Here is a 23,049-nt window from a genome sequence, read left to right on the forward strand (position 1 = left end):
GAAACCCATTTATTTGTCGTGTTCATCGGCTGAGAGAGGGCTCAGAACAAGGCGCAACCGTGCAGGAATATCAACATCTTTCAATCGGTTGGAACGCAGTAATGAGACCTCTCTCAGTCGCCCGGAGGGTGCCCCATAAAGCGGCCAACTGCTCCTGCGTTGCTCTAGCTCCTGCATCCATGCAGTCGTGACTGGGTTAGTCTTGATTGACATAGGAAAGCTATGCCTGCACAAGACTGCCTTGCATCTGACCGCTTTATGGGGCACTGAACCGGACAAACAAATGGGTTTCGAGTACTAGGAGGCTGACCGAGAATAGCGTCCGAGCATAAAATTCAGTAGAACGAGTCAGCTTTTTCACTGGATTTGTGCGAATAGTTGACCTATTTAAGCAAATTCAGTGGAAAAGATGGCCGTTCTTTCTGGATTTTAGGCCGAGCTGTCTATTCTCGGTCAGCCTCCTAGAACTTATGATAAATTTCCTCATGCTGCAGACTGAGCTTGTCTGCCATCTCGGTCAGATGCTCACCGTCAGCTTCTGACCCGAGCTTAATCAGAAGGCGCAGATCGTTAGGTGAATCTGCATGCGCCAGGGCTTCCTCATAAGTTATCTCACCATTGTTGTATAACTCAAAGAGCGCTTGGTCAAAGGTCTGCATGCCCAGTTCTCTGGACTTCCTCATAATTTCTTTCAATTCATGAACATCACCATTGCGGATCATATCCTGAACCAAAGGTGTAGTGAGCAAAATTTCTACAGCAGCCCTTCGACCTTTACCTTCGCGAGCCCTCACCAATTGCTGAGCAACAATACCTTTCAGGTTCAGGGAAAGATCCATCCAGATTTGGGCATGACGATCAGCCGGAAAGAAATGAATAATTCTTTCCAGAGCCTGGTTGGCGTTGTTGGCATGCAGCGTTGCCAAACAAAGGTGACCGGTTTCTGCAAACGCCATGGCATATTCCATGGTTTCCCGGGTGCGAATCTCACCAATCATGATGACATCAGGAGCCTGACGCAGAGTGTTTTTCAAAGCAACACCATAGGACTCTGTATCGATGCCGACTTCACGCTGGGTAACGATAGAATTACGATGCTGATGGATGAATTCTATCGGATCCTCAATACTGATAATGTGACCGGATGCATGCTCATTGCGATGACCCACCATCGCTGCGAGAGAGGTAGACTTACCCGCCCCCGTGGCTCCGACAAAAATCACCAGCCCCCGCTTGGTCATGGACAGATCCTTGATCACCCTTGGTAACTGAAGCTGATCCAATGATGGAATTTCTGTCTCAATCCTTCGCAGTACCATGCCTGCAAGATTTCGCTGATAAAAAGCACTGACACGAAAACGGCCTATGCGAGAAGCTGATATTGCAAAGTTACATTCATGTTCCCGATCAAATTCAGCTTTCTGATCTTCATCCATAACTCCATACACAATATCCCGTGTCATGGCCGGAGTCAGAGGCTCCTTACTGACAGGTACAACCCTGCCATTGATTTTAAAACTGGGGGGAAAACCAGCAGTAATAAACAGGTCAGAGGCCTTCTTGTCGACCATGACTTTCAATAAACGATTGATATCCATAGTTTTATATCTACAGTGTCACGACCTTAAAAATTATCCGGATCTCTGGCTTTTTCCTGAGCCACTTCTTTGGCCACTACGCCTTTTCTCACCAACTCATGAAGGCACTGGTCAAGCGTCTGCATACCCAGCGAACCACCCGTCTGGATCGCGGAATACATCTGGGCAATCTTGTCTTCACGGATCAGGTTTCGGATAGCAGAGGTACCCACCATGATCTCGTGAGCGGCTACACGCCCACCACCGTTTTTCTTGAGAAGGGTTTGAGAAATAACCGCCTGCAGAGATTCTGAAAGCATGGAGCGAACCATGGCTTTTTCTGCCCCGGGAAACACATCCACCACACGGTCAATCGTTTTAGCTGCCGAGGTGGTGTGCAAGGTACCAAACACCAGGTGACCGGTTTCTGCTGCAGTGAGAGCAAGACGAATAGTTTCCAGATCTCGCATCTCACCCACCAGAATAATGTCGGGGTCTTCACGAAGTGCTGAGCGGAGTGCATCACTGAAACTGTGAGTATCCCTGTGCACTTCCCTCTGGTTCACCAGACACTTTTTCGAGGTATGAACAAACTCAATGGGGTCTTCGATGGTCAGGATGTGCTCGTACTTGGTGTCATTGATGTAGTCTATCATTGCCGCCAGACTGGTACTCTTACCGGAACCTGTTGGTCCGGTTACCAGTACCAAACCACGGGCTTTCATGGCAATATCCTTGAATACCTGCCCCATACCCAAATCTTCCATAGAGAGGACTTTACTGGGAATGGTACGAAATACTGCACCGGATCCACGACTTTGATTGAAGGCATTAACACGAAAACGAGCGACTCCCGGCACCTCAAAAGAAAAGTCAGTTTCCAGCTTCTCTTCGTAATCTTTGCGCTGTTTGTCGTTCATGATGTCATAGATCAAGCCGTGAACTTGCTTGTGATCCATGGCTGGCAGGTTAATACGGCGAATATCCCCATCAATACGAATCATGGGTGGAAGGCCAGATGAGATGTGAAGATCCGAAGCGCCTTGCTTATAACTGAAGGCCAGCAGCTCGGTTATGTCCATGAATTTCCCCCTGAAACCCGGACGCAGGTAAAATAGACCGGGACATCTTCTTATTTTCGACCGAAACAGCCATGAGCCAAATTTTTCAGCTCAGCCTGCGTCATGAAAATTGCTGCAAAGCGAGCATGAGCTGAATTTTTCAAGGTAAATAGCAGTTTCTACTTATTAACGCACTACTGTACAGTCTGATGACCTTATTAAAAAGTCAATTCGACCAGGTTTTTGAAAGAATTCATGAAGCTGAACGAGCCAACGGCCGGGAAGGTCTAGTGAAACTTCTGGCCGTCAGTAAAACCAAACCCGCCGAGATGGTATCCGAAGCATGGCAGCTGGGTCAGAGAGATTTTGGCGAGAACTATTTGCAGGAGGCTGTGGATAAAATCACCCGACTGAGCGAGCTGGACGGATTGGTCTGGCACTTTATCGGACCTATCCAGTCGAACAAGACCCGTGAGATTGCCACCCACTTTCACTGGGTTCACAGTGTTGATCGACTAAAAATAGCCAAACGCCTGAATGATCAGCGTCCTGACGACCTTCCTCCCCTGAATATCTGCCTGCAGGTGAATATCAGTGATGAAGAGAGCAAGTCCGGAGCGACTCTGTCAGAACTGCCTGAACTGGTAGCGTCTATATCTCAGTTATCGAGGCTCCAGCTGCGCGGGTTAATGGCCATACCAGCACCAGAAGAAGACGCGCTTAAACAGCGAGTTCCTTTTAAAAAGCTGGCAGATACCCTTGAATCTCTCAACCGTGAGCACCATCTAAATATGGACACATTATCCATGGGAATGACAGGAGATCTGGAGGCAGCCATTGCTGAAGGAGCCACCATGGTTCGCATTGGTACAGCTCTTTTTGGGGCTCGAGATTACTCATCAAGGAATTAAGAATGACCGACAAGACCATTGCATTCATCGGTGCTGGCAATATGGCCACCAGCATCATGGGTGGATTGATAGAGCATGGCTGGCCCAAAGACAGAATATTCGCTTCCTGCCGAACGGAAGAAAGTGCCAGAAAACGTTCAGACGAGCTCGGTATTCACACTTCTACCAGCAACCTGAAAGCTGCAGCAAAAGCCGCTATTGTGGTGCTGGCCGTTAAACCTCAGATGATGAGATCTGTTCTGACCGAATTGGCTCCTGCTTTACAGAAGCAGAAACCTTTCATCATTTCTGTAGCGGCGGGCATCCGCCTGAAAAGCCTGGATGACTGGAGTGGTGGCGGACTGCCGATTGTTCGCAGTATGCCTAACACCCCTTCATTACTGCATTGCGGCGCTACAGGCCTTTTTGCCAATACGCGGGTAAATGATGCTCTGAAAGCGACTGCTAATGAGATTTTTGAGCCGATTGGTATTCTTCAGTGGCTGGAAAGAGAAGAGCAGGTCGATACCATTACAGCCTTGTCAGGCTCAGGCCCTGCTTACTTTTTCCTGTTTATGGAAGCGATGACAGAAGCCGGAGTCAAGCTCGGGCTGGATCATGAAACGGCCGAACGCTTTTCATTGCAAACCGCTCTGGGAGCTGCAAACATGGCGGTACAGAGTGATGTTGATGCTGCTGAGCTGCGCAGAAGAGTGACCTCTCCTGGCGGCACCACTGAACAGGCATTAAAAACCTTCCGTCAGGAAGGCTTTGAAGAAGTGGTTTACAAAGCGGTTAAGGCGGCAAAAGACCGAGGGGCCGAGCTGGCGGAACAGCTGGCTGACTAGCCACTCATACAAGAGGCTGTATTTCCCGCATCATGAAGTTTCATAGTAAACTGGTTGGGATATAGAGCACAGCCTCATAAGCCACCACGCTTTCCCGGCTTGTCAGCTTTTACTTAACATTCATGTTATTTTTCGTTCATGACTGCTTAAACACGAAGGATTTTTATGTCAGCACTCTCATCCAGCCTCGTCTTTCTGATACAGACCCTGGGAGGTCTGTACATCATGGCTGTTCTGCTGCGCTTTCTGCTTCAGTTGGTTAAAGCAGACTTTTACAACCCGATCTCCCAAGCCATTGTTAAAGTGACCTCACCATTACTGAATCCTCTCAGAAAAGTGATTCCGGGAATGGGTGGTCTGGACTTGGCTTCTCTGACGCTCGCCCTGATACTGCAAATTCTCCTGGTCTATGTACTCTTTATGGTTCAGGGCTTTTCTGCTGCAGCTATTCCTTTGCCTCAGGTATTGATTGTCAGCCTTAAAGAACTGGTCAATGAATTATTAAATATCTACATGTTCAGTCTGATCGTCATCGCAATCGCTAGCTGGGTAGCTCCAGGCAGCTACAACCCGGGTCTGATGCTTCTACACCAGCTGACAGAGCCTCTCAGTAGCCGTATCAGAAAAGTCATTCCACCTCTGGGAGGCCTCGACTTTTCTTTAATGGTACTGGTTCTGGTGATTATTACTCTAAAGAACTTTGTTGCTGCCCTATAACCTCTCCGCTCCGGTGCTATAGTTTTCCTGTATAACCTCTTTCGTTTTTCAGGGAATTATCATGGCACCGGATGCTCGTTTCAGCTGTAGCCTGTCACGCTGTTTTCTGGCTTTTCTTTTTCTAACCGTCTTTCCAGCTGTTCAATCAGATCAGTCTCTGATTGATGAAAGCACTGAATTGTCTTTTAAGTATGAATTTGATGATCAGAAACTGGAAGCCGGTCATGAACTTCACCTCGAAGGTTTCAACCAGTCAGATTCTGCTCTGATCCTCATCATCAGGATTGATAATGAGGCTTCCAATAGTTATAGAACCCGATTCAACCGGGAATTCAGTATTCAACCGGGGCCTTTTTCTCTCTCCATTCCTGTTACTGCATTGAAAACTTCGGGCAACCACCCTCTTCCACAGCCTTATTCCAAAATGATCATTTTCATTGCAGGGAATTCAGACGGTGTCGTACTGAACAAAGCCTTCTTCAAACAGCCACCTCCACCTGAAAAAAATGTTCTGGCTCTCGATTTTGGCCTGATGGACAGCCCTGTTTTTCCCGGATTTGAACTCATTCTCCCAGATGACCGAAGGATAAAAGGCGATTTACGTGCCCGAAACCGCCCTTCAGGGGACCCTCTTATTCAGGATGGATTCGAAGGCATTCAGAGCTTGACCCTTCCCTGGCCAAACGGCACCTGGAAACTCAGCCTCTGGACTCAGGAACAGGGTGAGTGGGAATATTTACCCCACCACTTGAGAAAGAAAATCATTGCTGAAAACAACATACTGACAGATCAGAGCCTTACGCCTGAGCAGTGGGTCAGTGAATATTATCTTGAGGGTATGAAAAAAGAAGCCATCATTGATGGTGATCTCTGGGCTCTGATTGGAGAAAGAAGAAGCGGATTTCTCCAAACCACCATTAAAATTTCAGATGAACAATTGAACCTGTTTCTGGAAGGAGACAAAACCGCACAGTTTCTTTCCGGACTGGTACTTGAGCCTGTCGATGGCCAGTTTGCTACCAAAGTTGAAGAAAACAGGAAAGCTCGGCTACTTTCTCAATGGCCCGTTTCAATACCTGAATACCATGCTCCGGAAGCATTGGAAATTAAGGACATTTCAACAGGATCTTTCGAGCCATCAGAACAGCTCAATACCTACCCAGCTCCAAGAGGCTCCCAGCTTAACCTGACTTTTCAGATTCAAAGCCCTGTAGATGATGCCTCTCCCGTCATCGCTATTGCCCAACCCAGAAAGGCCAATGGTAAAAAAATAACCGTTAGCAAACGATATGGCCACTGGCGCTTTGAACGCCCTCAACCGAATGCAACATCACTGATTGCCAGCGACAGTCTTCTGCGCGGGGATATGGAATCCTTAACCCTATCTTCCAAACTGCCAAGAAAGATTCACCTGCAGGTCAGCATTCCCTCTGATGCCGAGCCCGGGGTTTACTCAGGCAGTATTCAGTTATTCAGCAAAACCGCCTTACTGGTTCAGGATTACAACATCCAGGTACTCCCCTTTGACCTGCCAAGACTGGAAAAACCCGTCGGGCTCTATCTGGAACCTGCTCCTTTCTACCAATGGTTTGAAGAGTTACAACGCTGGCAACCTTTTTCAACAGCCTGTGACCTTTCTCTACTGGCCACGATGGGATTCACCAATGTAGCTCCGGCACTGGATACTCCCAATACAAGAAATTCCAGAAAAAGCTTCATCCGACAACTGGCTCAACTTCGACGCTTCGGATTTGACCAATCAATTCTCGCCTACGCCCCTCTGAAACGTTTGCTGGTTGCCCAATCTCAGGAAGAGGCCATCAAGTCCCTGACACAAGTCAAAATGCTCCTGAGTCAAAGCCAACTGCCAGAGCCTTATTGGTCAATTTATGACGAACCTGTACCGGAGAAAACACCAGAGATAATCAACACGGCCCGACAAATCCATAACCAAACACTGGAAATGAAAACGGCGGGACACCTGAATAATCCTGGACAGGCTGACCTGATCGAAGCCACTGACCTTGCCATCATCAACCATGGCTTTGGCGTTAGTAAAGATTCGATTACGGCTATGAGAAACAATCGGGAAGTCTGGTTGTACAACATGCCCAACCCAAGACTGGCAGCCGGATTCTATCTATGGAAGTCCGGTGCTGATGGTTACCTGCAATGGCATGGCCGTATGCCTACAGCAGATCCTTTTGACCCCACGGACGGTCGTGAAGGGGATGTAATTTATATGTACCCCTGGGCAGGCAGCTGCCCGTCCACCATGACCATTCACCAACGCCTGTTAGATCTTCAGGAAGCGGTAACGGACTTGCGTTGGATGCAATGGCTGGAAGCCAGAGCCACAAAGGATACCAAAGCACAGGAATTACTGGATCAAATCAGTAGACAAATACCTGGTCAATGGAAAGCTGCAGAGAAGAGCCTTTCTAACAAGGAAGTACTTAAGATCCGGCAACTGATCCTTGAATACGCACAAGACAAACCACAAAAAGAAAAAGATACCCCTTCAGACCAGTAACGACAAAGGAGTGCAGGATCATGAAAATAGGTCCGGGCCATCATCAGGTTGACGCCTCCTCAGACAGGTCTTCACTGAAGACCTCATCCAATGAAGCCTCTGCGTCCTACCAATTCAAGCCGGTTCATTCAGGGCCTGGCCACAAAAAGATTCCAGCTCCCTCTGGTGACTTAGACAGCAAAGATCTGGGCCAATACTCTATCAAACCAGAATCGGGCACTGCCAAGTTGCTCGACCTTGAAGATTTTGCTGAACCTGAACCGACTCTTATTGTGGGCTTGGAAATGGTCAATGCTCATCCAAAACAAGGCCTGCCCCGCGATTACTTAACTCGATTTATGAAATCCTGTTCCAAGAGACAAATGCCATTTTTCAGCCGCTTTGTTGAACCTGTCAGCAAGTCTCTGATAGCCAGAGCATGGCCAACCAAGAACTACATGATCAAAACGAAAAGCGCCAATAGTGGTCTACCCGCCGGCACCATTCCCAGCGACCAGAAATACAGTAAGAAAGCGGGAGATCCCAAAAAAGTTGCCCGTTTGAATCAATTGACCCAGAAATGCCTTAAAAGCACCTGGAAAGATGGCCGCAGAGTCGCCGTCAGCATCCCCCTAAAGCTCGACTTTGAACGTATCGAGGAGCTTGAATCACAGGGATATGTTTTTGATCGAGAAGAGATGAGGGATGAGCAGGGCAAGTTACTCGCTCTTCGTTTCAAAGCGTTTGAAGGCAATAACCCGAAAGGCAAAATCCAGATTCAGGAAGCCTGGCTCGAAGAGGATGACGAATGGGCTATTTACGAGGGTCCTGACAGGAAGAGCTCCATCGAGGTTCTGGCCAAACCTTCAGAAAAAGAAGGTGCAAAAGCGCTTCCTTATACAGCCGACGTCGATCCATTACTGGAAGCTTTCCCGCTTTCAGACCTTGATCTTGGAGGCAAAGACAAACTACCACTGCCTCTCATTTCTGATGTGATAGTGCGTAAGCAGGTAGAAACTTACAAAAATCGCCTCAAGTCTCAATTTATGGAAGACACAATCACCGCCGAACAATTTGTGATGAAACTCAGTCACTACCATGATCTGGAGAAAGAGCTGCTTAAAGACTTTTTCACCGGGATCACTGCTGATGGAGAACATTTCGAAAAAGAAGACCCTGAGATGGGTAATGTGACCCAGAGAACACGAAATATGGTCTCTCACTACAAAAGAGAGTTACAAACACAAGAAGACGTTGTTCACCACAATGTTGATGCTCACAGTCTGGCCACTGACGAATCCGCTAATTATCCGGTTACCGCCTTCTTCCCAGAAAGTATGGGGATACACGATGGTATCTGCATGATCTTCAACGAACAGCAGCTTCTGGACGTCATGTTTGAATTGATGGAAGCAGGGTATGAACCTGAGAAGAACTTGCTCTGGGGTAAAACACGAGCCCGACGCCCTTCATTCAATCAGGCCCTCCATCATCTGGAAGGAAAAACCCTCTCACAACAACAAAAAGACAAGCAGTTGGGAGAAGAAATCGAGAAATATTGGGATTCAGGCATCTCATCTGAAAGCAATGAGCTGGAAGAAGAAGTGATGGACTTCCTGTTACAAGCTTCAGTTCAACAACAAACTGAAATCGAAATGGCTATGCGAAAACTGTCTCTATCGAGTCAGGGCAGTGAGGGCAACCTTAGCAGCTCCGACTCTGCTATCGAGCTTGATAGTGATGACGATCTAATTAGTTCCGACTCGGCCATCAGCTTAGAGAGTGAAGATGAAGAACTCTCTATCTCTACATCATCCCTGAGAAGCACAAAACATCGTCCTTCCCTCGATAGCATCAGTGAAGAAAACGATCCTGGATACGGTTCGGACAGTGAGCCTGAAGATCTGCATGATAATTTAACACGCGAACAGCTGAGAGCGAGGGAAAACCTCAGGTCATCGGGTCAATCAGGCCAGGAAATCAGCGACGAATAATTCGAATTTCAGGAGTTAATAAAAACTCAGAGAGAACTTTTCATGTCACATCCAACAGGGCCTACACCACCTGGTCAACGACCACAGAATGATTATGTCACATTTTCTCCCAGGTCCGGCTCTAGTGAAAATGCGTCCAATGAAAAAGTAGGCCAACTGAGCGGTATGCAGGTCAAGACTGCAGATGTAGAAAAAAAGATTCCGGAAAAAAGGTCTGAGGAGGCTAAAGCACCTCACAAGCATCTGGCAGAACGAGACGTTGTAGAAGCGAAAGGTTCTCGCTTTCCCAGACTGCAAAAATTATTGATAAGTCTGAAAAAGTGGGCAACTAAACATCATATCTATACCCCAAAATTTGAAGCCAAAGCTTTGTCAGCCGAACAGCTTGGGAGCTCTCTAAAGCAATGGCAAAGTAATCCTAAAGTGCAACAGATGCTGGCTGGCAGTCAAAACGTACTGGATATGAGTGGCTTAAGGTTATCCACAGGTTTCCCTGAGAACACAAAACTGAGCAGTTTCTTCTCTGATGACTCTGGACAAGTGAGATTACCCGTCGTTCTCAAACATGTTGATTTTTCAGGCGCCGACTTAAGTGATCTGGACCTCACAGATGTCATCTTCGAAGAGTGTGATTTCAGTCATGCAACGCTCAATCGCACTAAGATGGGAAATGCTGCCTGTACTCGCTGCAATTTCGACAGTGCCGATATGAAAGGTCTCATAGCTAACAACCTGACACTGGGTGACTGCAGGCTGAATCACACAAAAATGGGAGGCGCCAGAATGACTGACTGTGTTGCCTATGGCTGTAAAGTGGACAGTCATACTGATCTGACAGCTGCCATTATCAACGATAGTGATATTCGAGGTATAGATGTCGGCACCGCAAACTTTTCGCAGGCTCGAATGACCAAAACCAGAATCAATCAGTTAGCTTTAGGGCATACCTTAGCCGGAGCAACTCTGGATACCGTTAAGTATGGCTCCGTTGTATTACCCACAGATATCGGAGGAGTAAACACCCTGACACTGAGAAACATGAAGCTTCATTTGGGAGTGGGTCGAGGTGATGCCAACATGCAGGATCCTGTGGGTAAAATGTATCACTGTCATTTCGAGAACTGTGACGTAAAGCTGCATGGTTATCACTATATTGCCAGGGACTGCACCTTCAATGACTGTGATCACCTTAGCCTGCAGGTCGGCGAACGTTCAATAATTGAAGGCTGCACATTCACTAGTAATAAAGGGATGGAAACATCCAAGTTAGGCTACAGCTCTTCCTTTTCTGACAATATCGTTAGCGACTGTAACTTTCCTTCTCAACTTCTTGAGCATGTCAGGCAGAAAACAGGCAACACAGGGATATAACTCTGAATGGATAAAGCCATTCTCTGGATATAGACCAGCCCTGACCATAAAAAAGCCCGCTACTGTATTCCAGTAGCGGGCTTTTTATTCACCGGAGTGTTGGGATTACAACAGCAGACGACGAATGTCTGCCAGCAGGCTACCCAGCATGGTAGTGAAACGAGCCGCATCAGCACCATTAACTACACGATGATCGTAAGACAGTGACAATGGGCACATCAGGCGCGCATCAAAGTCTTTGCCATTCCAGACAGGCTTCATGGATGCCTTGGAGATACCCAGAATAGCCACTTCAGGCGCATTCACGATTGGGGTAAAGGCAGTGCCACCGACTGAACCCAGGCTGGAGATGGTGAAACAACCGCCTTGCATTTCTGCAGGCTTCAGCTTCTTGTCACGGGCCTTGCCAGCCAGCTCGATGCATTCTCTGGACAGATCCCAGATACCTTTCTGATCAACATTCTTGATGACAGGTACCAACAGACCGTCTGGCGTATCTACGGCTACACCAATGTTGATGTACTTTTTGTAGATAACAGACTCGCCGTCTTCACTCAGGGAAGAACAGAAGATGGGCATCTCTTTCAGTACATAAGCGACAGCCTTCAGGAAGAACGGCAGCGGAGTCAGCTTGGTGCCCTGAACTTCCGCCAGCGCCTTGTTGGCCTTACGGAAAGCTTCCAGTTCAGTGATATCAGCTTCATCAAACTGGGTCACGTGAGGCACGTTCAACCAGGAGCGCTGGAAGTTCTGAGCCGCAACTTTACGCAGACGGTTCAGAGCCTTTTCTTCGATCTCACCCCACTTGGCATAATCCTGCGCCGGTACCGGAGGAATACCTGCCCCACCGGTTGCAGCTTGAGGCTTGTTCGCTTCTGCCAACTTGGCCTTAACAAAGGCTTGCACGTCTTCTTTCAGAATACGGCTGCGTGGACCAGTGCCTTTTACAAGCTCCAGGTTTACGCCAAATTCGCGGGCAAGTCTGCGAACTGCAGGGCCTGCGTGGAAGTTACGATTAGCTTTTTCCAGTTCAACCAGATTCTTGGCAGGTGCCGGGGCCGCAGGAGCTTTGGCAGCCGGAGCTGGAGCTGGTGCAGCGGCTTGTGGTGCCGGAGCAGGTGCAGCAGCACCGCCCTTGGTCTCAACCTTAACAATCAGGTGACCCTGACTCAGCTTGTCACCTTCTTTAACGCAGATCTCTTTGACGGGCACGTCTTCTGCACCAATATCAGGAACAGTCACTTCCTGAACACCACCAGCAACAGGTGCAGCTACCGGAGCAGGTGCAGCAGCACCGCCCTTGGTCTCAACCTTAACAATCAGGTGACCCTGACTCAGCTTGTCACCTTCTTTAACGCAGATCTCTTTGACTACGCCAGAGAAAGGAGAAGGTACTTCCATCGTCGCCTTGTCAGACTCCAGAACAATCAGGGAGTCTTCTTCAGCAACCTCATCACCTACCGCTATGCAGATTTCGATGACGGGCACGTCTTCTGCACCAATATCAGGAACAGTCACTTCCTGAACACCACCAGCAACAGGTGCAGCTACCGGAGCAGGTGCAGCTGTCGGTGCCGGAGCAGCAGCTTGTGGCGCTTGAGCCTGAGGCGCAGCAGCAGCCACTCCACCGGTCGTTTCAACGCGAACCACCAGGTCACCCTGATTCATCTCGTCGCCTTCTTTAACGCAGATCTCTTTCACTACGCCAGAGAAAGGAGAAGGCACTTCCATCGTCGCCTTGTCAGATTCCAGAACCACCAGAGAATCTTCTTCAGAGATCACGTCACCTACGGCAACACAAATCTCGATCACAGGCACATTTTCAGCACCAATATCAGGAATCAGCACTTCCTGAATACTGCTGGCTGCAGCTGCCACAGGAGCAGCAGGCGCAACTGGCGCAGGGGCTGATGCCGGCTGTGTAACCGGGGCTGGGGCTGGAGCCGCTTCTACAGCAGTACCGGCTGCAGCCATTTTCAGCATGTCATCACCTTCAGACACACTGTCGCCTACCTTCAGCATGATCTCAGTGATCTTGCCATCACGTGGAGCAGGCACTTCCATGGATGCCTTGTCAGACTCCAGAACAATCAGGGAGTCATCGGCAGAAACGGAGTCGCCGGGAGCAACGCAGATTTCAATAACCTCTGCACTGCCACTGCCGATGTCCGGGACCTTGATAATTTCATCGCTCATTCGGGATAACCTTATGTCGTAAAAAACACTTTACCGCGCAGCTTTCCATATCTGAAGATGGCGCAAAAATGTTTTCCTCTCGCTATGTGCATTGTGCATGTCATCCGGCGCCACTCTCATCGTGGCGCCGGACTGCATAAAATCAGCAGTACAGTGGGTTAGCTTTGTCGCCGTCAATGTTGAACTTCTTCATGGCGTCTTTCAGTACAGACGCTTCCAGTTCACCATCTTTAACCAGACCGTACAGAGCAGCAATGACAACAAAGTAGCGATCCACTTCGAAGAACTCACGCAGCTTCCCACGGGTATCGGAGCGACCGAAACCATCAGTACCCAAGGCAATAAAGGTACCAGGTACGAACTCACGGATCTGGTCAGAGTAAATCTTCATGTAGTCTGAGGCAGCAACGACTGGCCCTTTACGGCCTGCCAGTTTTTGCTCTACCCAGCCTACCTGCTTCTCAGCATCAGGATTCAACATATTGTAACGAGCTGCCGCCATACCATCACGACGTAGCTCATTGAAGCTTGTAGCACTCCAGATGTCAGACTCAATACCGAAGTCATCACGCAGGATGTCGGCTGCTGCACGTACTTCCTCAAGAATAGTGCCACAACCCATCAGCTGAACTTTCAGGCCATCGTTCTTGGAGTTTTCCTCGAAGCAGTACAGCCCCTTAACAATGCCTTCGATAACGTCATTGCCTTCTGGCATGGCGGGCATCTTGTAGCTGTCGTTCATGGTGGTGATGTAGTACCAGACGCTTTCATTGTCGCCGTACATGCGACGCAGACCGTCTTGAATAATCACCGCCAGCTCGTAACCGTAAGACGGATCGTAGCTTATGCAGTTTGGAACAGTAGAAGCCAGAATGTGACTGTGGCCGTCCTGATGCTGCAAGCCTTCACCATTCAGAGACGTACGGCCAGAAGTAGCCCCGATCAGGAAGCCGCGAGCCTGTATGTCACCTGCAGCCCAAGCCAGATCACCCGTACGCTGGAAACCAAACATGGAGTAGAAGGCATAGAAAGGAATCATCGGTACGTTATTGTTGCTGTATGACGTTGCAGCAGCAATCCAGGCAGCATGGGCGCCTGCTTCGTTAATTCCTTCTTCCAGAATCTGGCCTTGCTTGGATTCTTTGTAGAACATCACCTGATCGGAATCAACTGGCTCATACTTCTGACCTTCTGCAGAGTAGATGCCCAGCTGGCGGAACATACCTTCCATACCAAAAGTACGAGCTTCGTCAGGAATAATTGGCACAATGTGCTTACCAATTTTTTTGTCTTTCGCCAAAGCAGCCAGAACACGAACGTAAGCCATAGTGGTAGAGATTTCGCGCTCGCCACTGCCTTTCAGAACAGCTTCAAAAGCAGTCAGCTCAGGAATCTCCAGCTGTACTTCAGACTGCTGACGACGCTGAGGAATGAAGCCACCCAGTTTTTCACGATGCTTGCGCATGTAAACCATTTCCGGGCTGTCTTCTGCTGGCTTGAAGTAAGGCAGGCTGGCCAGATCTTCGTCTTTGATTGGCAGGTCAAAACGATCACGGAACTGCTTCAGATCATCGATAGGCAATTTCTTAACGTTGTGACTGACGTTGGACGCTTCACCGGTGGTACCTGTACCGTAGCCTTTAACAGTCTTGGCCAGAATAATAGTCGGTTTGTCCGTTGTATTTACAGCCGCGTGGTATGCAGCATAAACCTTATAGGGATCGTGACCACCACGGTTCAGACGCCAGATGTCGTCGTCTGACAGATGCTCTACCATCTTTTTGGTTTCAGGATAACGACCGAAGAAGTTTTCGCGAGTCCAGCCGCCACCTTTGGCTTTACAGTTCTGATAGTCGCCGTCTACGGCTTCATCCATCAGTTTCTGCAGCATGCCATCTTTGTCCTGGGCAAACAGTTGATCCCAATGACGTCCCCAGGTCACCTTGATAACGTTCCAGCCAGCACCCCGGAATACACCTTCCAGTTCCTGCATGATCTTGCCGTTACCACGAACCGGTCCGTCCAGACGCTGAAGGTTGCAGTTAACAACAAAGACCAGGTTATCCAGCTTTTCACGACCAGCCAGAGAAATGGCACCGGTGGACTCCGGCTCATCCATTTCACCGTCACCCAGAAAAGCCCAAACCTTACGGTTCTGCTCTGGCGCCAAACCCCGGTTGATCAGGTACTTCATGAAGCGCGCCTGATAGATGGCCTGCAGAGGACCCAGGCCCATAGATACGGTCGGGAACTGCCAGAAGTCGGGCATCAGATGTGGATGCGGGTATGAAGACAGACCTTTGCCTTCTACTTCCTGACGAAATCCATCCAGCTGTTCTTCACTCAGACGGCCTTCCAGGAAAGCACGGGAGTAAATACCCGGTGCAGTATGACCCTGGTAGTAAACCAGATCACCTTCACGGTTGTTGTCGTATCCGTGGAAGAAGTAGTTATAACCAATGTCATACAGAGTGGCACTGGAGGCAAAGGAAGAGATATGGCCGCCCAGAGAGCTGTCTTTCTGGTTGGCACGCATTACCATTGCCAGCGCGTTCCAACGAACCAAGGAACGGATTCTGCGTTCCATGAACAGGTCACCCGGCATTCTCGCTTCTTTTTCAGGCGGAATGGTGTTGCGATAAGGGGTAGTAATCGCATAGGGCAGCTGGGTACCTTTCGCCCTGGCATGCTGAGAAAGACGAGTCATCAGGTAATGAGCTCTGTCTTCTCCTTCTTTTTCCAGTACGGAATCCAGGGCTTCCAGCCACTCCTGGGTTTCGATGGGATCGATGTCGTGCATATAGTTTGCTCCGAGAATTGAGCGCTGTGATCGGTTCGAAAAGAGGCATCAACTGAATGGGTCATCTACCGGCTGATGAGTCCTTCCCTTTCGATTCCCCAGACAAAAGCACACTATGGTTATACAGTCCTGAGTTGGAAATACCGTCTCATTCTGTCCTACAAAAACGCCACAACCTTTCATATGACGGCATTTTCATAGAAACACCAGTGAAATTCTGTTTGTCAGGATAGTCGAGGCTTACCTCTGATGGACTGCTTTTTTCAGCCCTGGTCATCAGTGAAAACCAATGATCGAACGACGTGAGCCTCAGGAGTCCGGACAAAGGCAGACAACTCAGCCTAAATTCCAATAAAACGGTTAGATTACTCAATGAATTTGATTAATCTGAATCGCTTTACTGAACTCTATGCTCGCGCACTATCTTTGTCGTGGCTCCCAGCGCCAAACTGTTATCCAATGTTAACTGTCTGAGCCTTCAACCAAACTCCACACCCAGGAGGGTGATGAGTGAAATTGTTCACCATAAGCCTTTGCAAATAAAGGGGTCTTTTGCAGCTCTTGAGCAGCCCTGAGCACATACAGCCCTGAGCCCGAACAGTGCCAGGCATTCTTTGCAATGAATTTGAGTGGGGCAAGCCTCAGCCTGAAACAAATCCAATGAAAAATCTGCCCTGTCTGTTGGAGCTTAATGTTCGACCACCATCGCCATCAGGCTTCCAGCCGGGTGATCGCGCCCGGGTGGATTTTTAACTTGGTGAGAAGAAGACAGAGTTTAAACCTTCAAAAAATTGATATCGATCAATTTTGTAATTGAACTACAAGATAAGCAAAATCCGCAATGAGTACCAGTACTTAGGTGTAGTAAAGTTACAAAAATATATCAAAAGCTGCTACAAAATCACATACCTCGATGAAATCTGCTTACAAACCCTTCAAAGGACAAGAAAAAACACTGCCAGCGCATACCCTCATAACAATTTCCGCCCTGATTCTCACCTCGCCTTTACGAAATAAGAATTCTTCAGAAAGAGACTGTCTGTTCGGTTTTTTAACTATAATTGGCCGCCAAACCGAGGTTCTTACCAATTTTTTAGGTATTTTATGGCTACCACTCCTGCTTTTTCTTCAGTTTTGCGGAGTACACCATACTGCCTGTATCTGTTCCTGACATTCATCTTCATCTCATTCAACCTCTGGGCAGACAGTCATGGCAGCGTTATTAACAGCAGCCCCCTTTCCGGATATTTGCACAGCACAAACCAAATTTGCGAGGCCTCTGCCGATCATCCCGCCCTTGAGCATTTTCAGGAAAACAGCCATTACTTACTTCCTCCTACAAAAAAAGATTCAAAAAAGGAAGGGCTCTGTTTTGGTATGGCCTGCGCCTATCTCCAGGCCGCCCTGTCAGAACCGGACAGCCGCCCAACGTTCAGCCAGCGGCTCCAGATCTGTAGCCGACCAACCGAAACAGGCTGGCAGTATAACAACCATCACTGGGACAGCCTTGAAGCCGCAGCGACCGAAGCGGTATCTCAATATAACCGGTTCAGGATGACCCTGGGTTTACCCGACAGCACGGAATCTCTCTAGGCTTTTTCTGAGCAGTCACCCGAACTGGCTGAGCTGATCAATATTCACACCTGGGTCAGATGGCTCTATCAGGTACAAAAGCGTCAGCAGGGGTGTCCAGCCGTTGTGGATGAAGCTGACACCCACGAAGCCGAACGCAATTTGAAAATGACTCAGGCCTGGCCGGTGGCAACAACACGGGCCAGCATGAAAGGGTGGCTCAGGGAGCTCTCAAAATTACCTACACCTTCTCACTATCTTCTGACTACCGGACGCCATGCTATCGCCCTGAGCGTTGAGGAAGAGCACCTTTTGCTGTTCGATCAGAACAATCCCTGCTACTTTCTCCAGGTTAAACGATCTTCCCCGGATGACATAGCCGAAGCCCTGTTTAATGCGCTGCTGCCACCACTGAGCTGCGAAAACGTCCATATTTCGGGTGAATATGCGAAAGTGGAATGCGGAACATTTAAAAGTCGACCGCCTTCCAAGCAAGACGAACCCCGGAACGTCAACCCTCACAGTTTTCTTAAAGCCTTCCAGACTGACGCCGTTTTTACGGTTCAGGCAGCCTTCTCCCACGGTGCTCCACAACAATCTCTGGACGAAGCGGATGAGAATCTGGAATGGCTGAGTGCACGCATTGACCAGGCCTTTCCTTCGCCCGTCGATGCAGCCGACGCCCTGGGGGTAACCCGCTTGCACCTGGCCAGCCGTTCCGGCAACCGTGACGTCGTTGAACATTTGTTGAGCATGGGCGCTAACCCCAATGCGGTGACGGAGGATGGCATAACGGCCCTGACTCTTGCCAGAAGTCGAGACCACCAGGATATTGTCCAGCTGCTGGAAGAAAAAGGCGCGATAGAACAGGTTATTGAAAAGGGGCATTCATTTCAGCCTGAACTCTATCAACGGTACTCTCCGCCAATGGAACGCGAGGTGCCGGACAACCTTCAGGACTACCACGCCCAGGAACGGCAGAGAGGCTTGCACTTACCGGGCGACTCACCGTCTGCCCAGAATAGTTTTAACCAACATTGCACAGCAGGTGACTGTGGGCTAAGTTCACCTGTCATTGGCGACAGTCCCCGTGGATTCCGTTTTCGCAAGGCTTTGGGCTCTATAGGCCGTGGAGAAGATCCTGTATCCCGGTTTGTAGACAGGGTAGAACAGGTTCAGGACAACGTTGTCAAACTGGTCACCGAACGACACCCGACGCTTGCAGCCATATCCATCGTCTCAAAACAGGTGGCTGGTGAGTGGGTTGCAGAGCAGGTAGACTTGCTGGACAGGGCGACCGGGAGGGTTGTCGTTGACAGCTGGAACAACCTGGACCCAAACCTGAGGGATGAGCTGAACGGGCTGCTGAAGGTGGCTTCGGTAGTGCCGGGTGGTAAGGGGTTGACAATAATAAAGTGGACTCCTCATGCTTATAAACACTTTCCTCCTGGCAACAAAAAATGGAGTCAGATAATTGATTCCACAAGAAATGGCCCTGCCAAATACAAACCTGAAACTCAAATAGAAGAACTTGAACGAAGTGTCTGGAAAAGCGGAAAAAAAGTTTCCAACGGAAAAAATTGGAAAATTCAAGAATTTGAGCACGAAATTGGAGCAAGCAGAGGTAAGTCAAGCCGCTGGATCAGAGTTGAGAACTCAGGTGATACCATACACGGCCACCCCATAACCAGAGAAGAATACCAAAGGCTGGAAAAATGACTCCACAGAGCTTCCTCACGACTAAGGATTTTTACCCAGGAACTATCGAGTTTTTTGATTGTGATATTAATCCTGAAATAAGCTTAGATGAGCAGTTAGACTCTCTTAAGGAAGACATGTGTCAAGTTCGCTATGGCAATAATCTAATATTGGATTTCGGGTGGTATCCTTCTTTTAGCGCACCTGGTTGCTTTCAGATCAGAGTGATCAAGAACTACAACTGGGAAGACCCCATCTTAACCAAAGAAGCAAGAAACTTGGTCAGCCTCAAGCAAATGATAATTGATGCTGTAAAATTAATATGCAAATTAAATGAGTGATTCAGCTGTACACATTTATACGAACTAAATAGACCGAATAGGAATGATGAAGGCCTCAACATCCCGATTTACAGACAGGGTAGAACAGGTTCAGGACAATGTGGTCAAACTGGTCACCGAACGACACCCGACGCTTGTAGCCATATCCATCGTCTCAAAACAGGTGGCTGGTGAGTGGGTTGCAGAGCAGGTAGACTTGCTGGACAGGGCTACCGGGAGGGTTGTCGTTGACAGCTGGAACAACCTGGACCCAAACCTGAGGGATGAGCTGAACGGACTGCTGAAGGTGGCTTCGGTAGTGCCAGTGATGCCTGCCGGGGTAGGCTTGCGTGTTATTACCGGAAGGGGGAAATACCTGCAGGATACGCTCGCTAAAGCAAAACCCAACGCCCGACACCTTCTCTATCAGGCTATTGCCTCGTTCCTGTACTCTCACTTTCACGGTAAACTAATCCTCTATACACGTTCCCGCCTATGGAGAGCTTCCACTCATGGAGTTGCCTGGTCACAACCTTGGGCTAATTAACAGTCCTGCATCGGTTAAAACAATTATCAATAACCAGTGGGACGAGTTTGTGGACACCTGCCGGACGAAAAATCTGACCGACAGGCCTGACACACTCTCCTCCGAATTTCTCTCACAACTCTTCAAAACCTGGGCAGGCAGTGACTTTGCTTTTGAGCAATGCCTGAAACACCCGGATCTGGTATTCAAACTTCATCAGAATCAGGATTTATTGCGATTCCCCAAACCCAGCCGGCATCAAAATGCACTCTATAAACTGATTCAGGAAACGCTCAACGAAAACGACCTGATGCACAAGCTCAGGGTTTACAGAAATCGCGAAATGGTCAGAATCATTTGGCGTGATCTTAACCGCTTATGCACCATGCAAGAAACGACACTTGATTTATCGGCAATGGCCGACGCCTGTGTTGATCAGTCACTGGGCTGGCTCTATGAAGACGCTTGCAAAACATTGGGGACACCCATGGGGTCCGCCTACGGGGCGGTTCCACAACCCCAAAAAATGGTGGTACTCGGCATGGGCAAGCTGGGTGCACACGAACTAAACCTTTCCTCTGACATTGACCTGATGTTCACCTATCCCCATAAAGGTGAAACGGTAGGTGGCACACGCACTTTAGATAACCAGGAGTTTTTCATCAGGCTTGGTCAACGACTGATCAAAGTACTGGACAGCCAAACGGTCGACGGTTTTGTTTTCAGGGTAGATATGCGACTCAGGCCTTACGGTACCAGTGGCGCTCTGGCCATGAGCTTTTCTGCAATGGAGCAGTATTATCAGGATCAGGGGAGAGACTGGGAACGCTACGCCATGATCAAAGCCAGAGCGATTGCCGGAGACATCAACGAAGGTCAGAACCTGCTCAACACGCTCAAACCATTTACTTACAGGCGATATATCGATTTCAGCGCCATTTCTGCCCTGAGGGATATGAAAGCCCTGATTCAGAGAGAAATAAAACGCAGAGGAATGCAAAGCAATATCAAGTTAGGGCCCGGCGGTATTCGAGAGATCGAATTCATTGCCCAATCCTTTCAGCTCATCCATGGTGGTCGTGATCGAAGCCTTCAGGAAAAAGCGTTGCTGACCGTCCTTACACGCCTCTCACCTCACCATTTACCTGCGGAGGTCACCAAAGAACTGCACGAGGCGTATGTATACCTCAGGAATATAGAGCATGCTATTCAGGCACTGCAGGATAGACAAACTCAGGACTTACCAACAGATCCCATACAACAAGACCGGATTGCTTTTAGCATGGGTCATGAGGACTGGCCCGCGCTGATGTCTTCACTGGACCACTACAGGAAACAGGTCGCCCATCACTTTGATCATGTAGTTTCAGCACCTGAAGAATCTAAAAATCAGCAGCACACCATTCAGGAACAATGGAAACTGTTATGGCAGAACAGCCTGACTGAAGACGAAGAATTAAAACAGTTTCAGGAAAACCACTTTTCTGAAGCTGAAGAGTCCAGGCGACTCTTGTTAGCACTTAGAGATGGTAAAGCCATTACCAGAGTTCGACGCCAGAGCCGGGAGCGGCTCGATAACTTCATGCCATTGCTGCTGGAATATATAACCCATAGCAAGCAGCCAGATTTAGCTCTGGCACGCATCCTTCCATTGATTGAAGGCGTTGTGCGCCGGACCGCCTACCTTGTTCTGCTAATGGAAAACCCCAAAGCACTGGGACACCTGATCAGCCTCTGTACTGCCAGTCCCTGGATCGCAGATCAAATATCTCGACATCCCGCTTTATTGGACGAGTTTCTTGATATCGGAGACCTGTATAATCCGCCAGAAAAAGCCGAACTGGAACATGATCTCAGACAACAGCTGACTCATATCCCCGAGGACGATCTGGAAGCCCAGATGGAAGCCCTGCGCTACTTCAAGATGTCACATCTTCTGAAAGTCGCTGCCGCTCAGGTCGCAGGTACTTTGCCACTGATGAAAGAAAGTGATTACCTGACCTGGATTGCCGAAGCTCTATTAGATCAGGTCGTGGGCCTCGCATGGAAAACTATAATTGAACGTCACGGACACCCTGTTGGTGAAGATGGCTCCCTATGCGAGCCTGGTTTTATTGTCATTGGCTATGGCAAACTCGGTGGTATAGAGCTCAGCCCAGGCTCCGATCTGGACCTGGTATTTGTGCATAATGGCGCGACCAACAAGGAAACAGACGGCCTCCGACCCATTGAAAGCTCAACGTTCTATACCCGTCTGGGCCAGAGAATCATACACATACTCACTACTCATACGCCTTCTGGAAGGCTTTATGAAGTGGATATGCGACTGCGCCCTTCAGGTGCATCAGGCATGCTGGTCAGCTCTCTGGCCTCTTTTGAAAAGTATCAGCGCAATGAAGCCTGGACCTGGGAGCATCAGGCTCTGGTTCGAGCCAGAGCTGTGGCAGGCGATAAACACCTGACCACTCAATTTGAAGCGCTTCGAAAAAGTATTCTGGCCATTGAAAGAGACCCGGTCAGCTTAAAGAAAGATGTCGTTCAAATGCGCCAGAAGATGCAAGAACATCTGACAAAGTCCCGGCAAGACAAGCAGGGGCAACCACTTTTCCATTTGAAACACGATCGTGGTGGTATTGTTGATATCGAATTTTTGATGCAATACGCAGTATTAGCCCATTCCCACGCCCATCCGGAGGTTGCCCACTTTCCAGACAACATTCGAATCTCCGAGTCTCTGGAAAAAGCAGGTTACCTTACTCATGAAGAAGGTAACGAGCTAAGAGAAGCTTACAAAGTGCTCAGAAAAGCGGCTCACTCAAAAGCTTTGCAAAATGAGCAACCTTTTGTTGAAACACTTTTGGTCGAACCCTTTACTCAGCATGTTGAAGCGCTCTGGCAGCAATGGATGGAATGATTCTTCCGGCACAGATATCAACCAGGTATCAATGCAGGCAGAGCGGTTTGGAA

General features: G+C 48.8%; 16 protein-coding genes. 11 read left to right on the forward strand and 5 right to left on the reverse strand.

Features of this window, described 5'->3' with window-relative positions; genetic code table 11:
• Nucleotides 1-9: 9 nt before the first annotated feature.
• The 3 genes from GZ78_RS28875 to GZ78_RS11155 form a co-directional block, all read right to left on the reverse strand.
• On the reverse strand, nt 10-213 hold the full coding sequence (locus tag GZ78_RS28875; protein ID WP_152558664.1) for a hypothetical protein: 204 nt from the start codon (nt 211-213) through the stop codon (nt 10-12).
• 248 nt (nt 214-461) lie between these two features.
• Nucleotides 462-1,598, reverse strand: coding sequence for a PilT/PilU family type 4a pilus ATPase (locus GZ78_RS11150; RefSeq protein WP_034835421.1), 1,137 nt, complete (start codon nt 1,596-1,598; stop codon nt 462-464).
• A gap of 26 nt (nt 1,599-1,624) precedes the next feature.
• The gene (locus tag GZ78_RS11155; protein WP_034835423.1) at nt 1,625-2,659 is read right to left on the reverse strand and encodes a type IV pilus twitching motility protein PilT; all 1,035 of its coding nucleotides are present in this window, start codon (nt 2,657-2,659) and stop codon (nt 1,625-1,627) included.
• A gap of 188 nt (nt 2,660-2,847) precedes the next feature.
• Between GZ78_RS11155 and GZ78_RS11160 the strand changes: the two genes are divergently transcribed.
• The 6 genes from GZ78_RS11160 to GZ78_RS11185 all read left to right on the forward strand — a co-directional run bounded on the left by GZ78_RS11160 (nt 2,848) and on the right by GZ78_RS11185 (nt 10,970).
• The gene (locus GZ78_RS11160; protein WP_034835425.1) at nt 2,848-3,549 is read left to right on the forward strand and encodes a YggS family pyridoxal phosphate-dependent enzyme; all 702 of its coding nucleotides are present in this window, start codon (nt 2,848-2,850) and stop codon (nt 3,547-3,549) included.
• A 2-nt stretch (nt 3,550-3,551) separates the two neighbouring features.
• Complete coding sequence (gene proC, locus GZ78_RS11165; protein WP_034835426.1) at nt 3,552-4,376, forward strand: pyrroline-5-carboxylate reductase; 825 nt, start codon at nt 3,552-3,554, stop codon at nt 4,374-4,376.
• A gap of 165 nt (nt 4,377-4,541) precedes the next feature.
• Nucleotides 4,542-5,093 (forward strand): YggT family protein, encoded by a 552-nt coding sequence (locus tag GZ78_RS11170; protein WP_034835428.1) that lies wholly within the window; start codon nt 4,542-4,544, stop codon nt 5,091-5,093.
• A 61-nt stretch (nt 5,094-5,154) separates the two neighbouring features.
• Nucleotides 5,155-7,626 (forward strand): hypothetical protein, encoded by a 2,472-nt coding sequence (locus GZ78_RS11175; protein ID WP_034835429.1) that lies wholly within the window; start codon nt 5,155-5,157, stop codon nt 7,624-7,626.
• Between the two features lie 20 nt (nt 7,627-7,646).
• Nucleotides 7,647-9,599, forward strand: a complete 1,953-nt coding sequence (locus tag GZ78_RS11180) for an anthrax toxin-like adenylyl cyclase domain-containing protein (RefSeq protein WP_034835431.1) — start codon at nt 7,647-7,649, stop codon at nt 9,597-9,599.
• Between the two features lie 42 nt (nt 9,600-9,641).
• On the forward strand, nt 9,642-10,970 hold the full coding sequence (locus tag GZ78_RS11185; RefSeq protein WP_034835432.1) for a pentapeptide repeat-containing protein: 1,329 nt from the start codon (nt 9,642-9,644) through the stop codon (nt 10,968-10,970).
• Between the two features lie 105 nt (nt 10,971-11,075).
• Here GZ78_RS11185 and GZ78_RS11190 read toward each other — a convergent pair whose 3' ends face one another.
• Entirely contained in the window at nt 11,076-13,166 is a 2,091-nt protein-coding gene (locus GZ78_RS11190) for a dihydrolipoyllysine-residue acetyltransferase (RefSeq protein ID WP_034835434.1), read from the reverse strand.
• Nucleotides 13,167-13,308: 142 nt separating this feature from the next.
• Nucleotides 13,309-15,966 (reverse strand): pyruvate dehydrogenase (acetyl-transferring), homodimeric type, encoded by a 2,658-nt coding sequence (aceE, locus tag GZ78_RS11195; RefSeq protein ID WP_034835436.1) that lies wholly within the window; start codon nt 15,964-15,966, stop codon nt 13,309-13,311.
• Nucleotides 15,967-17,070: 1,104 nt separating this feature from the next.
• On the opposite strand from aceE, the gene GZ78_RS11200 reads away from it, so the two are divergent.
• The 5 genes from GZ78_RS11200 (at nt 17,071) to glnE (ending at nt 22,996) form a co-directional block, all read left to right on the forward strand.
• The gene (locus GZ78_RS11200; RefSeq protein ID WP_034835438.1) at nt 17,071-17,559 is read left to right on the forward strand and encodes a hypothetical protein; all 489 of its coding nucleotides are present in this window, start codon (nt 17,071-17,073) and stop codon (nt 17,557-17,559) included.
• A gap of 105 nt (nt 17,560-17,664) precedes the next feature.
• A complete protein-coding gene (locus GZ78_RS27410) occupies nt 17,665-19,257 on the forward strand; it encodes an ankyrin repeat domain-containing protein (RefSeq protein ID WP_051786065.1) in 1,593 nt (530 codons plus the stop codon).
• A complete protein-coding gene (locus tag GZ78_RS11210; RefSeq protein WP_051786066.1) occupies nt 19,254-19,577 on the forward strand; it encodes a hypothetical protein in 324 nt (107 codons plus the stop codon). The genes GZ78_RS27410 and GZ78_RS11210 overlap by 4 nt, the downstream gene beginning before the upstream one ends.
• A gap of 43 nt (nt 19,578-19,620) precedes the next feature.
• Nucleotides 19,621-20,103 carry a hypothetical protein gene (locus GZ78_RS11215; RefSeq protein WP_034835440.1) on the forward strand — a complete coding sequence of 161 codons (483 nt, stop codon included), beginning with the start codon at nt 19,621-19,623 and terminating at the stop codon, nt 20,101-20,103.
• Nucleotides 20,069-22,996, forward strand: a complete 2,928-nt coding sequence (glnE, locus tag GZ78_RS11220) for a bifunctional [glutamate--ammonia ligase]-adenylyl-L-tyrosine phosphorylase/[glutamate--ammonia-ligase] adenylyltransferase (protein WP_051786067.1) — start codon at nt 20,069-20,071, stop codon at nt 22,994-22,996. Before GZ78_RS11215 ends, glnE begins: the two co-directional genes overlap by 35 nt.
• Nucleotides 22,997-23,049: the final 53 nt, after the last annotated feature.

The organism is Endozoicomonas numazuensis (assembly GCF_000722635.1).
Lineage (GTDB): Bacteria > Pseudomonadota > Gammaproteobacteria > Pseudomonadales > Endozoicomonadaceae > Endozoicomonas_A > Endozoicomonas_A numazuensis.

Coding starts and splice junctions, on each gene's coding strand:
- GZ78_RS28875 (WP_152558664.1), bottom strand. CDS start 213: ATGTCAATCAAGACTAACCCAGTCACGACTGCATGGATGCAGGAGCTA.
- GZ78_RS11150 (WP_034835421.1), bottom strand. CDS start 1,598: ATGGATATCAATCGTTTATTGAAAGTCATGGTCGACAAGAAGGCCTCT.
- GZ78_RS11155 (WP_034835423.1), bottom strand. CDS start 2,659: ATGGACATAACCGAGCTGCTGGCCTTCAGTTATAAGCAAGGCGCTTCG.
- GZ78_RS11160 (WP_034835425.1), top strand. CDS start 2,848: ATGACCTTATTAAAAAGTCAATTCGACCAGGTTTTTGAAAGAATTCAT.
- proC (WP_034835426.1), top strand. CDS start 3,552: ATGACCGACAAGACCATTGCATTCATCGGTGCTGGCAATATGGCCACC.
- GZ78_RS11170 (WP_034835428.1), top strand. CDS start 4,542: ATGTCAGCACTCTCATCCAGCCTCGTCTTTCTGATACAGACCCTGGGA.
- GZ78_RS11175 (WP_034835429.1), top strand. CDS start 5,155: ATGGCACCGGATGCTCGTTTCAGCTGTAGCCTGTCACGCTGTTTTCTG.
- GZ78_RS11180 (WP_034835431.1), top strand. CDS start 7,647: ATGAAAATAGGTCCGGGCCATCATCAGGTTGACGCCTCCTCAGACAGG.
- GZ78_RS11185 (WP_034835432.1), top strand. CDS start 9,642: ATGTCACATCCAACAGGGCCTACACCACCTGGTCAACGACCACAGAAT.
- GZ78_RS11190 (WP_034835434.1), bottom strand. CDS start 13,166: ATGAGCGATGAAATTATCAAGGTCCCGGACATCGGCAGTGGCAGTGCA.
- aceE (WP_034835436.1), bottom strand. CDS start 15,966: ATGCACGACATCGATCCCATCGAAACCCAGGAGTGGCTGGAAGCCCTG.
- GZ78_RS11200 (WP_034835438.1), top strand. CDS start 17,071: ATGGCTACCACTCCTGCTTTTTCTTCAGTTTTGCGGAGTACACCATAC.
- GZ78_RS11210 (WP_051786066.1), top strand. CDS start 19,254: ATGACTCCACAGAGCTTCCTCACGACTAAGGATTTTTACCCAGGAACT.
- GZ78_RS11215 (WP_034835440.1), top strand. CDS start 19,621: ATGATGAAGGCCTCAACATCCCGATTTACAGACAGGGTAGAACAGGTT.
- glnE (WP_051786067.1), top strand. CDS start 20,069: ATGGAGTTGCCTGGTCACAACCTTGGGCTAATTAACAGTCCTGCATCG.